This window comes from Clostridium sp., from assembly GCF_036660475.1.
Classification (GTDB): Bacteria; Bacillota; Clostridia; order Clostridiales; family Clostridiaceae; genus Clostridium_J.
Genome location: NZ_JAVXAO010000010.1, coordinates 97,781 through 120,883, shown reverse-complemented (window position 1 = coordinate 120,883; position 23,103 = coordinate 97,781). Strand labels below are relative to the sequence as shown.

Annotated in this window: 17 protein-coding genes; 11 read left to right on the top strand and 6 right to left on the bottom strand. The window is 31.9% G+C overall.

The window, feature by feature from the left end; translation table 11 throughout:
• Positions 1-243: 243 nt before the first annotated feature.
• A complete protein-coding gene (locus tag RSA29_RS13905) occupies positions 244-1,416 on the bottom strand; it encodes an amidohydrolase (protein ID WP_346943362.1) in 1,173 nt (390 codons plus the stop codon).
• A 35-nt stretch (positions 1,417-1,451) separates the two neighbouring features.
• Positions 1,452-2,069, bottom strand: a complete 618-nt coding sequence (locus tag RSA29_RS13900) for a 3'-5' exonuclease (RefSeq protein ID WP_346943361.1) — start codon at positions 2,067-2,069, stop codon at positions 1,452-1,454.
• Positions 2,070-2,467: 398 nt separating this feature from the next.
• Here RSA29_RS13900 and RSA29_RS13895 point away from each other — a divergent pair, with 398 nt between their 5' ends.
• Positions 2,468-4,360, top strand: a complete 1,893-nt coding sequence (locus RSA29_RS13895; protein ID WP_346943360.1) for a glutamine synthetase — start codon at positions 2,468-2,470, stop codon at positions 4,358-4,360.
• 170 nt (positions 4,361-4,530) lie between these two features.
• On the opposite strand, the gene RSA29_RS13890 is transcribed toward RSA29_RS13895, so the two are convergent.
• Complete coding sequence (locus RSA29_RS13890; protein ID WP_346943359.1) at positions 4,531-5,343, bottom strand: hypothetical protein; 813 nt, start codon at positions 5,341-5,343, stop codon at positions 4,531-4,533.
• 183 nt (positions 5,344-5,526) lie between these two features.
• On the opposite strand from RSA29_RS13890, the gene RSA29_RS13885 reads away from it, so the two are divergent.
• Both RSA29_RS13885 and RSA29_RS13880 read left to right on the top strand, forming a co-directional pair.
• Positions 5,527-5,865 carry a LysO family transporter gene (locus RSA29_RS13885; protein ID WP_346931634.1) on the top strand — a complete coding sequence of 113 codons (339 nt, stop codon included), beginning with the start codon at positions 5,527-5,529 and terminating at the stop codon, positions 5,863-5,865.
• A 1-nt stretch (position 5,866) separates the two neighbouring features.
• Entirely contained in the window at positions 5,867-6,463 is a 597-nt protein-coding gene (locus tag RSA29_RS13880) for a lysine exporter LysO family protein (protein ID WP_346931633.1), read from the top strand.
• Between the two features lie 204 nt (positions 6,464-6,667).
• Here the strand turns inward: RSA29_RS13880 and RSA29_RS13875 are convergent, their stop codons facing one another.
• Genes RSA29_RS13875 through RSA29_RS13865 form a run of 3 tightly spaced genes read right to left on the bottom strand, consistent with a single transcriptional unit; the run spans position 6,668 to position 10,800 of the window.
• A complete protein-coding gene (locus tag RSA29_RS13875; protein ID WP_346943358.1) occupies positions 6,668-8,413 on the bottom strand; it encodes an NADH-dependent [FeFe] hydrogenase, group A6 in 1,746 nt (581 codons plus the stop codon).
• A 23-nt stretch (positions 8,414-8,436) separates the two neighbouring features.
• A complete protein-coding gene (locus RSA29_RS13870) occupies positions 8,437-10,332 on the bottom strand; it encodes an NADH-quinone oxidoreductase subunit NuoF (protein ID WP_346943357.1) in 1,896 nt (631 codons plus the stop codon).
• 12 nt (positions 10,333-10,344) lie between these two features.
• Positions 10,345-10,800 (bottom strand): NAD(P)H-dependent oxidoreductase subunit E, encoded by a 456-nt coding sequence (locus RSA29_RS13865; RefSeq protein WP_346931703.1) that lies wholly within the window; start codon positions 10,798-10,800, stop codon positions 10,345-10,347.
• Between the two features lie 488 nt (positions 10,801-11,288).
• Between RSA29_RS13865 and RSA29_RS13860 the strand changes: the two genes are divergently transcribed.
• The 8 genes from RSA29_RS13860 (at position 11,289) to ssnA (ending at position 23,082) form a co-directional block, all read left to right on the top strand.
• Positions 11,289-11,528: a phage holin gene (locus RSA29_RS13860; protein ID WP_346943356.1), complete on the top strand. Its 240-nt coding sequence runs from the start codon at positions 11,289-11,291 to the stop codon at positions 11,526-11,528.
• Between the two features lie 197 nt (positions 11,529-11,725).
• A complete protein-coding gene (locus RSA29_RS13855; protein ID WP_346943355.1) occupies positions 11,726-13,042 on the top strand; it encodes an amidohydrolase family protein in 1,317 nt (438 codons plus the stop codon).
• A gap of 209 nt (positions 13,043-13,251) precedes the next feature.
• Positions 13,252-15,543: a xanthine dehydrogenase molybdenum-binding subunit XdhA gene (gene xdhA / locus RSA29_RS13850; RefSeq protein ID WP_346943354.1), complete on the top strand. Its 2,292-nt coding sequence runs from the start codon at positions 13,252-13,254 to the stop codon at positions 15,541-15,543.
• Positions 15,543-16,415 carry a xanthine dehydrogenase FAD-binding subunit XdhB gene (gene xdhB, locus RSA29_RS13845; protein WP_346943353.1) on the top strand — a complete coding sequence of 291 codons (873 nt, stop codon included), beginning with the start codon at positions 15,543-15,545 and terminating at the stop codon, positions 16,413-16,415. Before xdhA ends, xdhB begins: the two co-directional genes overlap by 1 nt.
• Before the next feature lies 1 nt (position 16,416).
• A complete protein-coding gene (gene xdhC / locus RSA29_RS13840) occupies positions 16,417-16,890 on the top strand; it encodes a xanthine dehydrogenase subunit XdhC (protein WP_346943352.1) in 474 nt (157 codons plus the stop codon).
• A 361-nt stretch (positions 16,891-17,251) separates the two neighbouring features.
• Positions 17,252-18,448, top strand: coding sequence for a knotted carbamoyltransferase YgeW (gene ygeW / locus RSA29_RS13835; protein WP_346943351.1), 1,197 nt, complete (start codon positions 17,252-17,254; stop codon positions 18,446-18,448).
• A gap of 204 nt (positions 18,449-18,652) precedes the next feature.
• Entirely contained in the window at positions 18,653-21,697 is a 3,045-nt protein-coding gene (gene ygfK / locus RSA29_RS13830; RefSeq protein ID WP_346943350.1) for a putative selenate reductase subunit YgfK, read from the top strand.
• 56 nt (positions 21,698-21,753) lie between these two features.
• On the top strand, positions 21,754-23,082 hold the full coding sequence (gene ssnA / locus RSA29_RS13825) for a putative aminohydrolase SsnA (protein ID WP_346943349.1): 1,329 nt from the start codon (positions 21,754-21,756) through the stop codon (positions 23,080-23,082).
• Positions 23,083-23,103 lie beyond the last annotated feature (21 nt).

Sequence of the window (23,103 nt, the reverse complement as noted above, 5' to 3'; positions counted from 1 at the left end):
TTAGTATTATACAAAATATAAAAATAAAGTCCAGTGGTTATACTAGAAATTGGGAAATGTAAGTTATGGTAGATTTGTAAAGTTGAAAAAAGAAGCTGATTTGTTATATGTCTAAAATACAACAAATCAGCTTCAGGATAATAGGGGATTAGCCTATTATCAATATGAATTTATAGAGAGTCATATCATTCTGTTACCCGAAAATTTAAAATGGTGAGTTGAAGTGTTAGATAGTTAGATAAATTATTTTGATAAATCATTTTTTACAATTTCACCATTTATCATTACGAATTTAACAGTATTTCTAAGATCGAAGGGATGGCCATTATAAATTATAATATCAGCATCCTTACCAACTTCTATACTGCCAACTCTGTGAGCTACATTTATAGCATGGGCAGGATTTATAGTAATAGATCTTAAAGCTTCTTCTTCATTCATTCCCTCTCTAGCAGCTAATGCCGCACAAAGGGATATATATTGAAGAGGAATAACTGGATGATCTGTCATGATAGAAACTTTAATTCCAGCTTGATTTAAAATCATTGGGGTTTTAAATGTGAGGTTTTTAAGCTCTACCTTACTTCTATTAGAAAGAGAAGGTCCAATTATTATTGCCTTGATATGTTCATCTTTTAGATTTTGAGTTATTAAATGACCTTCAGTACAATGTTCAAGCGATAAATCTAAATCGAATTCTTTAGCTATTCTTATAGCAGTTAAAATATCATCAGCTCTATGAGCGTGAGCCTTAAGTGGAATCTCTTTTCTTAGTACTTTTCCTAATGCATCTAATTTCATATCAAAATCAGGGCCTTTTTCATTGTTCCTTTTGGAAGCTTCTTGTTTTTCAATATAGTTTTTAGCTTTAATAAGATTTTCACGTAGTATAGCAGCAGTAGCCATTCTTGTACTTGGGCTAGTTTTTTTACTATTATATACTCGTTTAGGATTCTCACCAAAGGCTACTTTCATGGCAGCACATGGATCTATTACCATATCGTCAACCGTTTTTCCATAGGTTTTCATAGTTAAAAAGGTTCCACCGATAACATTTGCACTTCCAGGGCCTGTAGCAACGGTAGTTATACCCGCTTCAAGGGATTCCTGAAAACATCTGTCTACTGGATTGATTGCATCTATGGCTCTTAGATGAGGTGTAACTGGATCGGTGGCTTCATTTCCGTCAGCACCTTCAAATCCAAGTCCATCTTCCCACATTCCAATATGGCAATGTGCATCAATAATACCAGGCATTAAGAAGCCTCCCATGCCATCTATTATTTTAGCTTCCTTAGGAATTATTGTGTTAGAACCAACATAGGTAATTTTATCATTCTCAATTAAAATAACACCGTTGTCAATAATCTCATTGTCAGTCATTGTGTGGATATTAATATTTTTAATAGCTATCATTTACAATCCCCCCATGATAAAAATTTAAGAGTATACTACTCTCCTAATTCTACCATATTAGTAAAGTGTTTTGGTGGTATTAATCCCATTTTTATTCCATGAATAACAGCTAAATAAGTACACGTAGTATCAAATCTAGCATCATGGTAGGCGGATGAGCCACCGAAGAGATTAGTACATTTTTCAGTTAAGTAATCATCTTTAAAATTTAAAAATTTAACTACTTCTCCAAGGGATGGATTTTTGGGCATACCCTTAGAGTTACTTAGTTTGCAGATGTTTTTATAGTAAGACATAGTGCAAAACACATGGTTAGGATTGAAGTGGACATCTAAGAATTCTAGTTCGCTTTTTAAAAATTTTATATCAAACTGTACGTTATGTCCAATAATTATATCGCTATGAAGAAAGTCTTCAATAAATTCCTCATAGGTATCTTCAAAGTATAAACCATTACTTAAATCATAGAGTTTCTCTAAAGAAAATCCGTGTACATCTTCAGCGCCTTGGCTCATTTCTTCAACAGTAAAGAAAAAGTTTTTACCTATAGTAGTTTGGGGTTTGGTGCTAGTATCTACTAGAATATAAGCTAGTTGGCATATATTCCCTGGTCTTATGCTTGTAGTTTCTGTGTCAAAAAAAAGTAATTTCATAGAATTTTTTCTCCTTAAATTTAAAATAAATGTAATCACATAATATTTTTCAAATTGCATAAATACATAGTTGATTTAAAAAATATTTAAACCAAATTAAGTTTATAATAATATATTAGTATAAATTAAGAAACTTTACATCAATAAATAGAAAACAATTAAATAAAATATTTTATTAAAGAATTATTTTATTTCTAATGAAAAGGTTTTAATATTTATGTAAAGGATTAAATGTAAACAAAGAATTAAAGAGTTACAAAAAGTTTTTAAAATGAGAGGAAAATACTTGTTATATTAACTTATTGTTAACAGAATTCATTATATCTAATGTTTTTATATTATGCTATAATTAATGCAAATTTGAAAAAATTCAAATTAAAGAAGGGGGCTTATAATATATGGATTTATTATATGTAATATCTACGAATAAACAGAATAAAGAGGAGTTGCTAAAAGTTCTCCAACAGCATCAAGAAATAAGATTCGTTTCTTTAGTTGGAATTGACTTTTTGGGAAATGACACTGATGAGAAAATTCCAGTAAAGAATTTTATAGAAGACATTGAAACTTTTTTACATGGTACAGCTGTTCAGACAGATGGTTCTTCTGTAATATTGCCAGGAATAGCTACCCTTAATAATGCAAAGGTAGATATGAAAGTAGATTTAACTTGTAACTGGTTTATAGATTATAATTATGATTACATAGATGAAAAAACAGGAAAACCAGTTGGAACTATTAGAATGCCATGTCATTTATATCATGAGGGCATTGCAGTAGATTCAAGATATATATTAAAAAATTCTGTAAATCATTTTAGAAATTCAATGATGAAACTATTTAAAGAAAATGAAGGATATCTATCAAATTTTAATATATCTTATGATGATATTGAAGATGTAAGTATTACGTCGGCTACAGAGCTGGAATTTTGGGTAAACACTCCCAATGAACTTGCAGAGATAGAAGAATTATCTACTTCGGAGGTTTTAAAAGAACAATATTGGAAGAGAACTAAAGGGCCAGTAAGAACAGCGCTAGAAAAATCTCTTGATTTACTAGAAAAGTATGGTTTAGTGCCGGAAATGGGGCATAAAGAAGTTGGAGGAGTTAAAGCTAAGCTTTCAAAAAGTGGAGACTTGACTCATATAATGGAACAATTAGAGGTCGATTGGAAGTTCTCTACAGCCCTTCAAACCTGTGATAATGAACTTCTAGTTAGAGGATTAATAAAGGAAACTTTCAGAAGGAATGGTCTTGAAGTTACATTTCAAGCTAAGCCTGTAGATGAAGCGGCTGGTAATGGGGAACATCTTCATGTTGGTATAATATTAAAACTTAAGAGTGGAAAAGTAATAAATTTATTTAATAACTATGAAGAAAAAGATTTTGTAAGTGAAATAGGGTACGGAGCATTAATGGGGATGCTAAAAAACTATGAAGTAGTAAATCCGTTTGTATCCTCAAGTACTGATGCACTACAAAGGTTAAAACCAGGGTTTGAAGCTCCAGTATGTATAGTTACATCACTGGGAACAGACAAAGAAAAACCTTCTAGAAATAGAACTGTGTTAATAGGATTAATAAGAGATGAAATAAATCCTATGGCTACTAGATTTGAATTAAGATCACCAAATCCAAATACAAACATTTATCTTGTTTTAGCTGCAACTATAATTTCTATGATAGATGGTATAAGCTATGTAGTTAAAAATAACAAGCATAAAGATGAACTTCTAAAAGAACTTTCTAAAAATTTTGGTGAAAAAGCTGATTACTTAGAAGAAAACAGGTGTTATAGAAGTGAAGAGGACGTATTCGAATTCTACACTGAAGAAGAGAGAGAATCATACTTCGGAAAAGCTCCAAGAACTGTATATGAAAACATATTAGCCTTTGATAACAATGAAAAGGTAAAAGTATTGACTGAAGGTAATGTTATGAGTGATAAGTTCATAAAAGGTTATAGCGAGGCAGTACTTGAAAGGTGGATCACAGAGCTAGAGCATAGAATAATTCCAAACTACTCAAATGAAATTAGAAGTATTAAAAGAGTAAATTGTGATGATTTAATGGAATATGATCTTGAAAAGTGGAGTGAAGTTAACAGACTTAGAGAGAAAATTATGAAGGATAACTATGTAAGTAAAAGTTTATTCACTCAAATGAGAGAAGCTATAAGCGATAAAAATTACAGTGAGTTATCTGAATTAGAAATTGCTTTAGATGTAAATATGAAGGAACTAAGAAAGTTAAATATGAACTATAGAAGAAATCTTATGGATATGTAAGTGATTAATAAAAGGAAGATTTAAAATATAAAAAAACATGGGGTTAAAAAAATCCCATGTTTTTTTAGGTTGTATTAAGTTCTATATACAATAGTAGGTTAGATTATTCAAAGCCGTAACATATCAGTGTTTTAGCGGTTTACTATATCTTTAAATTGAATTATTTAACACTACAAATATATCATGAAAGGGACAATTTCTAAAATTCGTCCTTGATTAATTATATTATTTGAGTAATTTAAGTGAGGTATGAAAGATTTATAATTTTCATTTGAATTAATATAGTTCCATAATAGTGTCATTACTAGGGGGTCACTATTTATTGCAGTTGAATTATCTATTCCATCATAACCAGTTACTTCGCCAACTATTGTAACGGGTTTACCTACATAACAATACATGTCAGTTAAAGAGTGCTTTGAACATAAAGAAATAACACCTGTAGTATCACTATTAAATAATGGCTCAGTAGAACATTTTAAAGCCTTGCTATCCAGTATTTCAGATATGTTTTTACTAATCCAATTAAGCATAGAAGTGTTGTCAATGCCAGTGGTTATTTGCTGAAATTCCATTAGGTCTTGAGTTTTTTTTAAGAATTCTAATGTAGTATCTGATTTTTCAATAGTACATTCTAGTTCAATTATGTCACCGGGTGAAATTGATTTAAAATCATTCGGAGATGAAATAGTTTTTATAGCTTTATTTTCACGTAGCAAACTCTCAAGGGTGATAAACACATTGATTGAGGACTTTTCAACTTCTTCAATATTTATTCGATTTATACTTTTAGTAAAAGTGATAGTTGCACTGCCTTGAAGAATTTTCCCACAGCTTAATTCAGAAAGTGGTACAGTGGCTTGTATTGTAGTGTCTTGTCTATTCCCATTTATTTCAATATTGGCATATCTATTAATAGCAATTTTAAACAAATGTCTTAAAGTTTCTTCATTCATGTAGTAAGGCATAAATATATTTTTCATGGCATAAACTCCTCAATTATTATTAATATATAACATATACATTAATAATATGATGAAATGTATGTATATATGAAAATTTCTATAAAAAACAGCTATTTTTTTCAACATTATGATTAGTTAATCAATATTGATATAATATTTGTTAACTTTATGTTATAATATCATCGAAAGGTGGGAGGATATATGAATATTTTAATAGCATTATTCTTAGGTGCAATAGTCGGATATTTCTTGAAATTAGGTGAGAAGGGTACAAGCATTAATGGTAAACTCCAACAGTTGGGAGTAATATTCTTATTATTTTCCATGGGAGCGTCTATGGGAGCAAATAAAGACATAATTAAAAATCTACCATCTATTGGGCTTAAAGCATTTTTATTTGCAATTTCAACAATAGGATTTAGTATAATAGTAATCTATGTTTTATCTCAGAAATTTATGGTAAAGAGTGAAAATGAAGTACATATTAGTGAAGAAGTTGAAACTTTAAAAGAAGTGCAACATGCAGGGGAGGGGAAATAGTATGACATACATAATAATAATATCAGTTTTAGCTGGGATAGGTTGTGGGTATCTTGTATTTCCACCTGAAGTAATGAGTATTATGGATACTGTATCATCCTTTTCATTATTTGCCCTTATATTTCTAGTTGGTATTGATATTGGGGGAAATAAGAAAATTTTTAAAGATCTTAAGAGAATGGGATTAAAAGTGTTGTTAATACCATTTGGTGGAATTATAGGAAGCTTATTTGGCGGACTAATAATAGGAATTATATTTAACATGGGAATCAATGAAGGATTAGCAATTGGAGCTGGATTCGGATGGTATAGCTTATCAGCGGTACTGTTAAAGGATTTAGGCGGTGAAATGTTAGGAGCTATTGCACTTTTAACAAATGTATTCCGTGAAATGTTAGCAGTTATTCTAATACCTATACTAGCTAAAAAGTTAAATGGGTATACTTCAATAGCACCAGCAGGTGCAACTTCAATGGATACCACACTGCCTCTTATATCAAAGGCTACAAATCCAGAGATAACAATAATTGCATTTATAAACGGATTTATTTTAAGTTTTTTAGTACCAGTACTTGTACCATTTTTGTATAACTTATGATTTTAGGATTTATATATTGTTAATGGGACTCAAATAATATTAGCGGTTAAAACAGATTGAGTGGTTTTGAAATCGTTTAGCAAAAATTAAAAGGTAATATGGCCTTATTATTAAAATAAATTTAAATAAAAACCTAATAAAGAAAAAGGCAGGAGATTGTAAATAGTTATTTATAATCTCCTATCCTTTTTAGTTAGATAATAATTATTTATTATCTTGCCTGTTTACATAGTGAGTATGAAGTAAATGATGGGATTTTTCACCGTTAGGCTTTCCAAGGAATTCTTCATAAAGTTTTATGATCTCAGGGTTTTCATGAGATTTTCTTATAACTTTATTTTTGTCTTCAGAGTATAGGGAATTCATTCTCTTTTCTATCAAAGAATATTGATTATTAGAATAAGGTTGTCCACCGCCATTAATACATCCACCAGGACATGCCATTATTTCGATGAAGTGATATTTTTTAGCTGTTTCTTCCATATTATCTAATAGGTATTTAGCATTTGAAAGACCACTTACTATAGCTATATTTATAGTATTTCCATCGATAACTAAAGAAGCTTCTTTTACACCCTCAAGTCCTCTTGCAACTTTAAAGTCTAAATTATCCAAAGTTGAGTTTGTAATCCATTCATATGCAGTACGTAGGGCAGCTTCCATAACTCCACCAGTAGCTCCGAAAATAACACCTGCACCTGTAGATTCACCCATGATAGTATCGAAATCACTTTCCTCAAGAGCATTGAAATCAAGACCTGCAAGTTTAACCATTCTAGCTAATTCTCTTGTAGTTATTACTATATCAATATCTTTTATACCATTTTCAGAAGTGAATTCATCTCTTTTAGCTTCAGATTTCTTCGCTAAACATGGCATTACTGATACTACAACTAGTTTTTCTACAGGAATATTAAGTTTATTTGCAAGGTATGATTTAGCTATAGCACCCCACATCTGTTGAGGTGACTTACAAGTTGAAGGTAGGTTTAAAAGGTTACCATAGCTCTTTTCTATGAAGGAAACCCAGCCAGGACAACAACTTGTAATCATAGGAAGGTTTTCACCACTTGTATATCTACTTAAAAATTCAGTTGCTTCCTCCATAATAGTTAAATCTGCTGCGAAGTCAGTATCATACACCTTATTAAATCCAAGTTCTCTAAGGGCAGAAACCATTTTACCAGTAACTGCTTTGTCATTAATTCCAAACTCTTCTCCAAGAGCAGCACGAACAGCAGGCGCAGTTTGAACTATTACATATTTATCTTTATCACCAATGGCATTTAAAACATCAAATGTGTTATCTTTTTCCATTAAAGCACCAGTAGGACATACATTTACACATTGACCGCAAAGTGTGCAAACGCTCTTATCTAAATCTTCAAAGAATGGAGTGCTTATTGTAGTATCGAAACCTCTATTAACTGGTCCTATTGCACCAACTTTTTGAACTTCGCTACAAGCAGTATCGCATCTTCTACATAAAATACATTTTGATGTATCTCTTACTATAGATGGATTTTTAGTTTCCTTCATAGCAATAGATTTTGCACCAGCATATTTTAAATTAGTAACTCCATAGTCACTTGCAAGGGCTTGAAGTTCACATTTTAAACTTTTTTGACAGGTTAAGCAATCATTAGGATGGTCAGAGAGAAGTAGTTCAATAATTGTTTTTCTAGCTGCAATTACTCTTGGAGTGCTAGTGTTTACAACCATATTAGGTGCAACAGTTGTACAACATGATGGAGCTAGATTTTTTCGCCCTTCTACTTCAACAATACAAATTCTACAAGAACCTGGTTTGTTTACAGTTTTATTATCATGAAGATTTAAATAACAAAGGGTAGGGATTTTTATATTAAGCTGACGTGCAGCATCAAGAATTGTAGTTCCTTGCTCCACTGTTATTTCTTTATTATTTATTTTAAGTGTAACTAAACTCAATATTTTCACCTCTTTAATAATTATTATACTAGATCTATTGCATCAACAGGACAGCAAGACTTACAAGCACCACATTTAATACATTTACTATGATCAACAGTATGCTTAGTTTTTACTTTTCCTTGTATGCAGCCAACTGGACATTGTCTTGCACATTTAGTACATCCAATACATCTATCTGAAATAATAAACTTCATAAGATCTTTACAAACTCCAGCAGGACATACCTTATCTACAACGTGACTTTTATATTCATCATAGAAATATTTCATTGTACTTAAAATTGGGTTTGGTGATGTTTGGCCAAGTGCGCATAGAGATGTATCTTTAATTGTATTGCTTAATTCAGTCAAAGTATCTAAATCGCTTAGTTCAGCTTGACCTTTTGAAATCTTTTCAAGGATTTCAAGAAGGCGAGTATTACCGATTCTACATGGAGTACACTTACCACAAGATTCTTCACGAGTAAATTCTAAATAGAATTTTGCGATATCTACCATACAGTTATCTTCATCCATTACAATCATTCCACCAGATCCCATCATAGAACCTATAGCACTTAAAGAATCAAAATCAATTGGAGTATCTAGGAATTCTTTTGGTATACATCCACCAGAAGGTCCACCAGTTTGAACTGCTTTAAATTCTTTATCAAATTTGATGCCACCGCCAATTTCAAAAAGAATTTCTCTAAGGGTAGTTCCCATAGGTACTTCAACAAGTCCAACGTTATTAATTTTACCAGCTAAAGCAAAAACTTTAGTACCAGTAGAAGTTTTTGTTCCGATAGAGCTAAACCATTCACCACCATTATTAATAATAGCAGGTATATTTGCTAGGGTTTCTACATTGTTAACACAGGTTGGCTTATTCCATAATCCTGACTCAGCAGGGAATGGAGGTTTGTTTGTAGGTTCACCACGATTACCCTCAATTGAGTGAATTAGAGCAGTTTCTTCCCCACATACAAAGGCACCAGCTCCGTATTTAATTTCGATGTCAAAATCAAAACCAGTATTTAAAATATTTTTACCTAGAAGACCACATTCTCTAGCTTGTTGTATAGCAGTTCTTAATCTTTGAATTGCTAGAGGATATTCAGCTCTAATATAAATACACCCAATTGAAGCACCAATTGCATAACCAGCAATAGCCATTGCTTCAAGAACACTATTTGGATCACCTTCAAGGATAGAACGATCCATGAAAGCGCCTGGATCACCTTCATCTGCATTACAAATTATATATTTTTGGTCTGCATTATAACCTTTTGCAAATTGCCACTTCTTACCGGTAGGGAAGCCACCGCCACCTCTGCCTCTTAGGCCAGATGTTAACATTATATTTATTACATCATCTTGGCTATACTCAGTTAAACATTTTCCAAGTGCCATATATCCTTTTTCAGCTATATATTCTTTAATATCTTCAGGATTTATTAATCCGCAATTTCTAAGAGCAATTCTTACTTGCTTTTTATAGAAGGACATTTCATCTTGGGTCTTAACCTTAGTTTTAACAGTTGGCTCTTCATAAAGTAATCTTTCTAAAATTTTACCACCAACTATATGTTCTTTTATAATTTCTTCAGCATCCTCTGGGGTAACATGAACATAAAAAACATCATCTGGAGTAATTTTTACAATTGGACCTTTTTCACAGAAACCAAAACAACCAGTTATGGAAACGTATACTTCATTTTCAAGGTTCAACTTTTTAATTTCCGCCTCTAAGTTAGCTTGAATTAAATCACTCTGTGCAGATTTACATCCAGTTCCACCACATATAAGAATTTCCTTTTTATGGTTATTTTTTTCACAAGAAAAGTCAGTAAGACCCGTAGCTTTTCTTATATCCAATATAGATTTATATTCCTGATAAATTTCATTTAATTCTTTAAAGGAATTTATTCTTTCCAAGTTATATACCTCCTAATTCTCTTCGTATTCAGCTAGAATTTTCTTTACTTGGTCTGTAGTACAATGACCATAAACCTTTTCGTTAATGGTTAAAACAGGAGCAAGACCACAAGCACCAACACATCTTAATGAACCTAAGGTGAATTTCATATCTTGGGTAGTTTGTCCAGATTTAATCCCCAACTCTTTTTCAAATTCTTTTAGTACATCTCCAGAGCCACGAACAAAACATGCAGTGCCCATGCATACATTTATTACATTTTTACCACGAGGTTCAGTGGCGAAAAATGAGTAAAAGGTTACAACTCCATAAACTTTAGACACAGGTAAATCTAATTTATTTGCTACAAAAACCTGAACTTCTTTAGGTAGATATCCAAAGATATGTTGAGCTCTATGTAAGACTTCTATTAAAGCTCCATCTTTGATAGGTAAGGAATCAATGAATTCACTTAATTCATTAAACATTTGATTTTTTTCTAAGTTACAGCACACTAAAAAAATACCCCCTTGCTACTAACATAGACAATACATAAATTAAATATTTAGTATATTCTCTATATTTAAAATAGTTAATTAAATCAATATCAGTATAATACTTTTTTAACTATTTGTATAGGGCATATAAACAAAATATGTATTTAATTTAATTTAATTGAATTATATGTATATATATGAAATTTTATAGGGGTAACATTAAATTGCAAGATTTATATACAAATAAACTAACAGTTTTTAAAAGAAAATTATGTTAGCAAATTATATTTGAGTTACATGAAAACAAAGGTTCATATAAGGGTTAAATTTAGAAATATCAATAGAAAAATACAGTGAAAAGATAAGAACTAAAAAGGTAAAACATAATAATATAATAGTGCAAAAAGATAAAAATACACTGAAACAGTTCCATTTTTGAAGTGGAAGAATATATTATTAATAAAGAAAGGAGTGATATTATGGATTTAACTAGATTCAAAAATTATGGATTATGGATTTCTATTTTTGCATTTATTCCTCTAGTATTAAAAGCATTCAATGTAGATGTATTACCTAGCAATTACACAGAAATTATTTCTAGTTTCTTGGGAATATTGGTTGTAGCAGGTATAATTAGTGACCCTACGACCACTTCAAAAGGATATCTAGATGACAAAGTAGAAAAAAGTGAAGATGCTATTGATAAGATTGAGGAATAGATAATCAATTAATAAATTTATCTGGTGAATTGGCTACCTAAAATTATGGATATATGCACTATGTTGAAAGTTAACTTTGATATAAATAATATTAAAGTTAACTTTTTATATTGTGGTAGAAATTTTAACATAAAATATAGAAAATAAAGTAAAAAAATGGTAGAGTTATTATATCTAAACTATAATGGAGTGATTTTATGAATTATTATGATTTGGCCATAATTAATGGGAATATCTATTCAGATGGACAATTTATCAAAGGAAATTTGTACATTAAGAAAGGTGTTATAGAGAGCATTTCTAAGGAATTAATTCCATCTAAAGAAATTTATGATGTTAAAGGTAATTATGTTTTACCAGGGTTTATAGACCCACATGTGCACTTTGATTTGAATGTAGGTAAAAACAAATCCTCGGCAGATGATTTTTATAATGGCTCAGTTACAGCAGCCTATGGTGGGGTTACTACATTTATAGATTTTCTAGACCCCGTTAGAAATGTGGAGGAGCTTCAAAGGGCATATAATAGTAGGATGGAAAAAGCAAAGATGTCTATCGTTGATTATGGATTTCATAGTACTATTGCAAATTTTGAAGAAGATGAAAATATATTTGTCCATGAAATTAAAAAAATGGGTATGTGTAGTATAAAATTTTTTACAACTTATAGTTCAACTAATAGAAAAACATCTCTTCAAGCTATAAAAAAGTTACTGAAAATTTCTAGAAATAAAGGAATCATGTTGCTATCCCATAGTGAAAATGAGGAACTTATACGTGAGGGGAAATTTAAGGTTACTACCCATGAGGAAAATAGACCTACTATAAGTGAAATAATTCAGGTTTTAACATTAAGTGAGTTAGCAAAAACAGAGGATGGACTTATGTATATAGTACATTTAAGCTCAGGTGAAACTTTAAAAAGACTTAAGGAAAATTATAACGACATATTGAATAAAAATATATTTATTGAAAGTTGTCCTCAATATTTTTACTTATCAAAGGAAAATTATAAGACGGAAGATGGATTTTTATATACATTAGCACCGCCACTCAGAGGAGAGGATGAAATCAAATTACTGAAAAATCATATAGATTATGTGAATACAATAGGAACAGATCATTGTCCATTTAAATCCTATGAAAAGTACAGAGAAACTTTAGATTTAATACCTATGGGAATTGGTGGAATAGAACACTCATTTAATTTAATGTATACACTATTTGGTGAAAATATTATTGATAAGTTTACAAAGAATCCAGCGAAGCTCCATGGATTATATCCTAAAAAAGGTATATTATCACCAGGGTCTGATGGTGATATAGTAATTTTTGATCCTAAGGAAGAATATATAATAACTGAATCACATTCCAAATGTGATTATGATTTATATGAAGGAATTAATGTAAAAGGGCGAATAATAAGCACTATTTTAAGAGGTAATTTTATTATTAAAGATGGAGAACTTGTATCAAACGAAAGTGGACAATACATCAAAAGAAAACTTAAGTAACACTCCAAATTTTATATTTGGCTAGTGGAACTTACTCATTAGAGCGAATGCGAAAATGAGTTACTGAAGATAATTCAAATTTTATATTTGGTAAGTGAAAGTACTCATTAGAGCGAATGCAAAAATAGACTACCCATACAATGAATAAAAGTGAAGGGAGGGATTCAATAAGAAATCTCAATAGGAAAATTTCTTGTTGAAGAATATTTATGAGTTATAAGGTCATAGGAACTAGCACTAAAAGATTAGATGCAGTGGCTAAGGTTACAGGAAAAGCAAAGTATGCTGATGATTATTTCGAAAGAGAAATGTTAGTAGGCAAGGTACTTAGAAGTCCATATGCCCATGCAAAGATAAAAAATATTAATACTACGAAGGCAAAGGAATTAGATGGTGTAGAAGCAGTTATAACCCATTTGGATTTACCGAAAACTAAATTTGCTACGGCGGGACATCCATGGACCTTTGATGAAGCACATAGGGATGTAGAGGATAGGTTGATTCTTACGGATAAGGCTAGATTTGTAGGTGATGCTGTAGCTGCGGTTGTGGCAAGGGATGAAATAACGGCACAGAAAGCGTTAAAGCTTATAGAGGTAGAATATGAGGTACTTCCATTTGTTATAGATCAAGAGGATGCAATAAAGGAAGGAGCCACCTTAATACATGAGGAAAAACCTAATAATATCATAAGTTCCTTTGGCAATAGCGTAGGAGATATAGAAAGAGAGTTAGGTTGTGCAGATAGGATTTTCACCGCAGAGTTTAATACTAGTACAGTTCAACACTGTCATATGGAAAATCATAGCGCTTATGCATATACTGAGGCAGATGGCAGGATAACAATAGTATCATCAACACAAATACCACACATTGTTAGAAGAATTGTAGGACAGGCATTAGGATTAAAATGGGGACGTATTAGGGTAATAAAACCTTACATTGGTGGGGGCTTTGGAAATAAGCAAGATGTAGTTATAGAACCATTAACGGCAGCTATGTGTCTGGCTGTTCAAGGTAGACCCGTACGTTATTCACTAACTAGAGAAGAGGGGTTTGTGGATACAAGAGTAAGGCATGCTATGAGGCTTAGGTTTAGAACTGGAGTTTCAAAGGAAGGAAAACTTCTTGCTATAGATATAGAAAATCTTGTGAATAATGGAGCTTATGCATCACATGGACATTCTGTAACTATGAGTTGTGGAAGTAAATTTAGACCTTTATATGATTTTAAGGCTATTAAGTATGCACCTAAAACCATATATACAAATATTCCAGTTGCAGGAGCAATGAGAGGGTATGGAGTACCTCAAATGATGTTTGCTCTTGAAAGCCACTTAGATGATATAGCAAAAGAATTAAATCAAGACCCAGTTGAATTTAGAAAACAAAATTTAATACAGCCAAATCATGTAGATCCATCATCTAAAAATGTAGCTCGTTCTTTTGGACTTTTAGAATGTATAGAAAAAGGTAAAGAACTAATAATGTGGGATGAAAAAAGGAGTTTATATAAAAATCAACGTGGGGATTTTAGACGAGGAGTTGGGATGGCATGTTTTAGCTATTTTTCTGGAACTTATCCAGTAGCCCTTGAGGCAGCGGGGGCAAGAATAGTGATGAACCAAGATGGATCAGTTCAAGTACAGGTAGGAGCTACAGAGATAGGCCAAGGTAGTGATACTGTATTTGCACAGATGACCGCAGAGGTTTTAGGGATTCCGGTAGATATGGTTCATGTAATTTCAATTCAGGATACAGATATTACACCATTTGATACAGGATCCTATGCTTCAAGACAAACCTTCGTAACGGGAGCTGCGGTAAAGAAAGCAGCCTTAGAGATAAAGAATAAAGTGCTTGAATTTGCTAGTAGAAAAAATGGATTAAACATAGATGTAATGACTATTGAGAATTGCAATATTGTTGAAATAAGAACAGGAATTTTAGTGTGCTCCCTTGAACAAATAGCCTTAGAGTCCTTTTATGACAGAGTATATAGTTGTCCTGTAACCAGTGATACATCTGTAAATATGAGAACAAATGCCATTGCATACGGAGTTACATTTGCAGAGGTTGAGGTGGATATAAAAACTGGAAAAATCAACATCTTAGAAATATATAATGTTCATGATTCAGGGACCATAATTAATCCAATGTTAGCGGAAGGTCAAGTTCATGGGGGGGTAAGTATGTCACTAGGATATGCATTATCAGAGCAGATGATTTTTGATGAAAATACTGGTAAAACCCTTAATGATAATTTACTTGATTATAAAATCCAGACAATTTTAGATACTCCAACTATTGGTTCAGCATTTGTAGAAATACCAGATGATGCGGGAAGCTTTGGACAAAAATCGCTAGGAGAAAATACTACTATTTCACCGGCACCAGCTATTAGAAATGCAGTGCTCCATGCTACAGGAGTTCCATTTAATAGAATACCCATGAATCCTCAGAGAGTATTTGAGAAGTTTAAGGAGGTGGGATTACTATAATGTTTGATATTAAGAGTATAGTAAAACCAGAAACCCTAGAGGAAGCACTTAAAATGTTAGAAAGCAATAGAGAATTAATGATTATATCAGGGGGTACTGATGTATTAATAAAACTACATCACGGAAATATTGAAGGAGTGGACTTAATAAGTTTAAAGAAGATTAAGGAATTAAATTTTATTAATCTATTAGAGGATGAAACTATAGAAATAGGAGCTACAACTTCCTTTGCAGATATATTTAGAGATGAAAATATAAAGGAGTACATTCCAGCATTAGGAGAGAGTTCGATTTCTATGGGAGGACCACAAATAAGAAATATGGCTACAATCGGAGGGAATATATGTAATGGAGCAGTTTCAGCGGATAGTGCGCCTAGCCTATTTGTCTTTAATGCAAAGTTGAAGATTAGAAGCTCCAAGGGTGAAAGAATAGTTCCTATAGTAGAATTTTATAAGGGACCTGGGAAGGTATATATAGATAAAGATGAAATCTTAGTTAGTGTATTAATTGAAAAAGAAAATTATAAGGGAACTAAGGGAACTTACATCAAGTATGCAAATAGAAAAGCTATGGATATAGCAATGTTAGGAGTATGCGTGGTTGCTTCAGTTGAGAAAAATAAGTTTAAGGATTTAAGAATTTCACTAGGAGTAGCGGCTCCAACCCCTATTAGGTGTATTTATGCTGAAGAATATGGAATGGGTATAGATGCAACAGATGAAAATATCCAAGAAATAGCTAAACTTGCGCTGAAATCAGCTAGAGCAAGGGATTCATGGAGAGCATCAAAGGATTACAGGGAACATTTAGTACAGGAACTAACAGAAAGAGCTATAAAAAAAGTGGTCAATGAATGTGAGGGAAAGTAAGATGAGTGATATAATTTTAAAAAGAATTTCTATGAGGGTAAATGGTAGAAATTATGATTTGGAAGTAGATATTAGAGAGTCTTTATTAGATGTATTAAGAAATAAACTTCAGTTTACAGGGGTAAAGCAAGGATGTTCTGTAGGGGAGTGTGGAGCTTGCACAGTATTAATTGATGGTACACCTATAGATTCATGTATATATATGGCTGTGTGGGCATATGGAAAAGAAATTATAACTATTGAGGGTATAGCTAATGAAGGAAATCTATCAAAGGTACAACAAGCTTTTGTAGATGAAGGAGCAATTCAATGTGGTTTTTGTACACCGGGTCTAGTACTTACAACTACAGCCCTTGTGAATAGTGGTAAAAACTATAATGATGATGAAATTAAAAGAGAGATATCTGGTCACTTATGTAGATGTACAGGATATCAAAAAATCTTCGATGCCACAAAGAAAGCTTTAGAAAAGTGATAAATAAGAAATACTCAAAGAGAATTCAATATGGAATTAATATTAAAATAACTTAAAAATAAACTAATGTAAAAGTATATTATGGAATATAGGTAAATATAACACAATATGGGTAAATAAAGTTGTGAAAAAACAACTTAATTAATTTACAATAATTGTAAAATATTATACAATCTAATTAACTAGTCAGTTAGTTAGATTGTTTTTTATTTTAATAGGTAGTTATTATTAAAATAAATTATTGAATTAAGGTGCTCAAAGTTTAAGGAGAATAATATTAAGGTTTTATCAACATTGGTTTAAAATATATCCCAAATTAAGGATTATAGATATTTTTTATAAATATGAAGGAGTGGTTTGTGTGGAAAATGTTAATGGGTTAATTGAAAAACTGGGAAAGCTTAATTATGAAGAAATGTACAATAAGGATTTTTTCCTTACCTGGGACAAGACTAATGATGAATTGGAAGCTGTATTTACCGTTGCTGATATTTTGCGTGGAATGAGGGAAAGAAATATTTCTACTAAGGTTTTTGATAGTGGACTTGGTATATCAATATTTAGGGACAATTCAACTAGAACTAGGTTTAGTTTTGCAAGTGCATGTAATTTATTAGGATTAGAGGTTCAGGATTTAGATGAAGGAAAATCACAAATAGCTCATGGGGAAACAGTTCGTGAAACTGCAAATATGATTTCATTTATGGCTGATGTAATTGGTATTAGAGATGATATGTTTATTGGCAAGGGTCATACCTATATGCAAGAGGTTTCAAAAGCTGTAGAGGAAGGGCATAAGGATGGAATTTTAGAGCAACGTCCAACTCTTGTAAATTTACAATGTGATATAGATCACCCAACCCAAAGTATGGCAGATTTATTACATTTAATTCATGAGTTTGGAGGGGTTGAGAATTTAAAGGGCAAGAAGATAGCAATGACATGGGCTTATTCGCCATCTTATGGAAAACCACTTTCAGTGCCACAAGGAGTAATAGGACTTATGACAAGAATGGGTATGGATGTAGTGCTAGCTCATCCACAGGGTTATGATGTACTTCCAGAAGTTGAGGCAATTGCTAGAGATAATGCAGAAAAAAATGGTGGGACATTTACAAAAACAAATTCTATGAAGGAAGCATTTATGGGAGCAGATATAGTATATCCAAAGAGTTGGGCACCTTTTGCAGCCATGGAAAAACGTACGGAACTCTATGAAAATAACGACAGACTTGGTATCGATGCATTAGAAAAAGAATTATTAGCAGAGAATGCTAAACATAAAGATTGGGAATGTACAGAAGAGATGATGGAGCTTACTAAGGAGGGAAAAGCATTATATCTTCATTGTTTACCAGCAGATATATCAGGTGTAAGTTGTAAGGAAGGTGAAGTAGCTGCCAGTGTATTTGATCGCTACCGTGAGCCATTATATCGAGAAGCAGGGTTTAAACCTTATATTATTGCAGCAATGATGTTTTTAAGTAAAGTTAAAAATCCAATGGAAACATTTGAAGAATTACTTGAGGCTGATAAGAAAAGATTTTCTGGTAAGTAGTCTTAATGAAATAAATATAGGGTTATTTCAATGAAAGTATGGCTTTGTGGTAACCCTAAAATATATTAGACAATTTATATAGAGTCGTGGCCACTGTTATTGCAGTTTAGAGAAAATGAGTGTTACGGTGACTAGACATTAGATAAAGAGTAATTAAGTGTTTTTGAATACAGCTAAAGTAATATGTGAAAAGGGGGAGTGAAGATGAGCGACAGGATGCATCCCATAAGTTTCGAGAAAATGGTAACTTGGATAATTGAAGAGTTTAACACTAAAAGTAGGGTTTTTGGAATCCATAAGAATAAATTTTATCGAAGTAAATCTCAAAACAATAGAGAATTTCTAGGAGAAAATTTAGGGGTTCCAATAGGTCCAGCGGCAGGACCAAACTCACAATTGGCACAAAATATTATAGCTTCATATCTAACAGGAAGTAGATTTATAGAGCTAAAGACAGTACAAATAATTGATGGAGAGGACTTACCAGTAGCAAAGCCTTGTATTAATGCGGAAGATGAATGTTACAATGTAGAATGGTCAACAGAGCTAAGGGTAGAAGAAGCCTATGAAGAGTATATTAAAGGGTGGTTTTTAATCCATATTATAATGGTGGAATTTGATATTAGTAAAGACAAAGATTTTATGTTCAACATTAGTGTTGGATATGATTTAGAGGGAATAAAATCCAAAAAAATAAATGAGTTTATAGAAAATATGAAGGATGCTTCAAATACCGAAATATGGCAACAGTGCATAAAAGTTTTAGAAAATAGTCTTGATAAATTTAATAACTTCACATTACAAGATTTAAATAATATTTCTCCAAAGATATGCTCTTCAATCACATTATCAACACTTCATGGATGTCCTCCAGCTGAAATTGAGAGGATAGCTACTTACCTACTAAAAGATAAAAATCTTCACACCTTTATAAAGATGAACCCTACACTTTTAGGTGAAGACTTTGTAGGAAATACCTTTGACGTAATGGGTTATAGCTATATACATCTAAATTCACACCATTTCAAAAATGATTTACAGTATAAAGATGCAATTATAATGGTAAAGAAATTAAGGGAAATAGCTAAGGGTAAAGACCTTGAGCTAGGAGTAAAGTTAACGAATACCTTGCCAGTTAAAATATTAAATAATGAGCTTCCAGGTGAAGAAATGTATATGTCAGGGAAAGCATTATACCCATTAACAATAGCTTTAGCAAGTAAGCTGTCTAAAGAGTTTAATGGAGAACTTTCTATATCTTACTCTGGTGGTGCTGATTTTTTCAACATAGATAAAATTTTTAATGTAGGAATATATCCAATAACATTTGCCACAACATTGTTAAAGCCAGGGGGATACCAGCGAATTACTCAAATAGCAAATAAAATTTCAGGTATGCCACACGATAAAAATAAGAAAATTAATACTATTTTATTAGAAACAATAGCTAAAGAAGCTATAAATAATCCACATCATGTTAAATCAGACAAAAGAGAAAGAAGCAGAAAGATTGAATCTAAACTTCCAATATATAATTGTGCAATTGCCCCTTGTAAAGTAGGATGTCCAATTAATCAGCGAATTCCAGAATATATAGCCTTAGTTAATGAAGAAAAATATGATGAAGCTTTCAGGGTTATTGCAAGAGACAATGCAGCTCCAGGAATAACAGGGACAATTTGTAACCATAATTGTCAAACTAAATGCACAAGACTTCACTATGATAGTTCTTTAGAAATTAGAAATATGAAAAAAATAGCAGTAAATCATGCTGAGAATAAATATATTAGTGAGATAAAGACTTGTGAAATTAAGAGTAATAATAAGGTTTGTATCATAGGAGCCGGTGCTGCGGGGCTCTCTACAGCGTTGTATCTTAGAAGAAATGCCATGGATGTCACCGTATTTGAAAAGAGAGAAAAACCTTATGGAATAATAAATTATGTAATTCCAGAATTTAGAATTGCAAAGGAAGTCATAAAAAATGACTTTAATATGGTAAAAGCCCATGGAGTTAAGTTTAATTTTAAAGCTGAAGAGAAAGTTAATCTAGCAGAGCTACAAAAGGAATTTAAATATATTATCCTTGCTACGGGAGCTTGGGAACCAGGAAAAGTTTCTATGAAAAGGGGTAATGAAAAAACTTTAAATGCTATTAGATTTTTAGAGGAATTTAAGTCAAGTTCTGAAGATATGAATCTAGGTACTAGTGTATGTGTCATTGGTGGTGGTGACGTTGCTATGGACGCAGCTAGGGCAGCTGAAAGAGTTAAGGGTGTAGAAAATGTTTCTGTTATATATAGAAGAACAAAGGAGTTTATGCCTGCTAGTTCGGAGGAAGTTCAATTAACACTTGAGGATGGAGTAAATATAAAAGAATTACTTGCGCCGGTGGAGTTTAAAAATAATAAACTAATATGTGAAGAGATGATATTAGGTGAAAAGGATAGTTCAGGTAGACAGATGCCAATACCTTCTGGAGCATTTATAAGTGTTGATGCAACTACTGTTATAGTTGCAGTGGGTGAAAGAGTTGATTCAGAATTCTTTAGGTCATTAGGACTAGAAGTAGATTCAAAAGGAATTCCAATAACAGATAATAATTGTAAAACTAGTATTGAGAATGTATATATTGGTGGAGATGCTAAAACTGGACCAGGAACTATTGTAAATGCAATGGCCCATGGAAAATCAATAGCTAAGGATATATTAAAAAGAGAAAATCTAAACTGTGATTTAAATGAAGAGGAAAAATTAAGAACTATATCTGAAAATTTAAAATATAAAAATATGGTCTATAAACGAAAAGGTGTGTTATGTAGTTCAACATTATCTAATGAGGATGGAAGCAGATGTCTTGGTTGTGACAGTGTATGTGAACTTTGCGTAGATGTATGTCCGAATAGAGCAAATGTAGTTATAGATTTAGGTTATAAAAGTGAAGTTATTCACATGGATGGCATGTGTAACGAATGTGGTAACTGCGGGGTATTCTGCCCGTATAAAGGAAATCCATATAAGGATAAGTTAACACTATTTTGGAATGATGAAGATTTTATAAATAGTAGCAATAAGGGCTTTTTTATAAAGGATGTATCTAAGGGAATTTGCAATATCAGAAGTGAAGATGGGAAGATTTTTCAAAGTAAATTAAATGAAAAAAATGAATCCTATGATAGGAATCTACTATCTAAAGAAATGAAGGATATTATTAAAGCCTGTATTACAGAATACGGATATCTACTCTAGGCATCTTTGACTTATTATTTATTTTCAGATGCCTTAGGTAGAAGAAAGGAGGAAAAATGTTACTTGTAGGTAATGGGAAAGTTATAACTAGGAATAATTCTACACCTATTATAGACAATGGTTGTGTGGCAATAAAGGATAAGAAAATTTTAGAAGTTGGAAATACAGAAGAGTTAAAGCAAAAGTATAAAGAATATAGATATATTGATGCTAATGGTAGGTTAATAATGCCAGGATTTATAAATACTCATATGCATTATTATAGTACCTTTGCTAGAGGTATGGAAAATAATAGTCCACCGGCTAAAAGATTTACAGATATTTTGAAGGGATTATGGTGGAGATTAGATAAAACTTTGACACTTGAAGATGTTTACTACAGTGCAATGGTTCCTATGATCGATCAGATTAAAAATGGTGTAACCACTTCCTTCGATCACCATGCAAGCCCATATGCTATAGAGGGAAGCTTATTTACAATTGCAGATGCAGCAAAGAAGGTTGGAATAAGAAGTAACCTTTGTTATGAAACCTCAGATAGAGATGGTAAAGAAATAATGAATCAAGGAATCCGTGAAAATGTAGAATTTATAAAACATTGTAATAAAAAAGATGACGATATGATAAGAGGTCTATTTGGGCTTCATGCATCTATGACCATTAGTGAAAATACTTTAGATAAATGTTTAGATTCTATAGACGGATTGAATACAGGGTTTCATGTTCATAGTGCTGAAGGTATTGAAGATTTGGAAGACTCTAGAGAGAAATATGGATTAGGAGTTATTGAGAGATGGTATAAGTCAGGTGTTCTTAAAGAAAAGACTATAGCTGTTCATTGTGTTCATGTCACTGAAGAAGAAATGGATATGTTAAGGGAAAAGGATGCAATAGTAGTAAATAATCCACAGTCAAATATGGGAAATGCTGTTGGTACATCTCCAGTGCTTAAAATGGTTAAAAAGAATATATTGCTAGGCCTTGGAACAGATGGATATACCTCAGATATTTTAGAATCATATAAGGTTGGTAATATAATTCAAAGACATGAAGCAAAGGATTCTACAGTGGCATGGGGAGAATTTCCAAAGATGCTCTTTGAAGGAAACAAAAGGATTACTGAAAGATTTATAAATAATCCAATAGGTGTAATAAAGCCAGGAGCACTAGCTGATATTATTGTTGTTAACTATGATTCGCCAACGGATATAAATGAGTTTAATATAAATTCTCATTTGTTATTTGGAATAAGTGGTAGGCATGTGGATACTACAATAATAAATGGAGAAGTGATAATGGAAGAAAGAAAACTAGTAAGCCTAGATGAAAAAGAAATCATGGCTAAAAGTAGAGAATTGGGAAGTGCTGTTTGGAAAAGATTTTAGTATTTGGGTTTTATGATTATA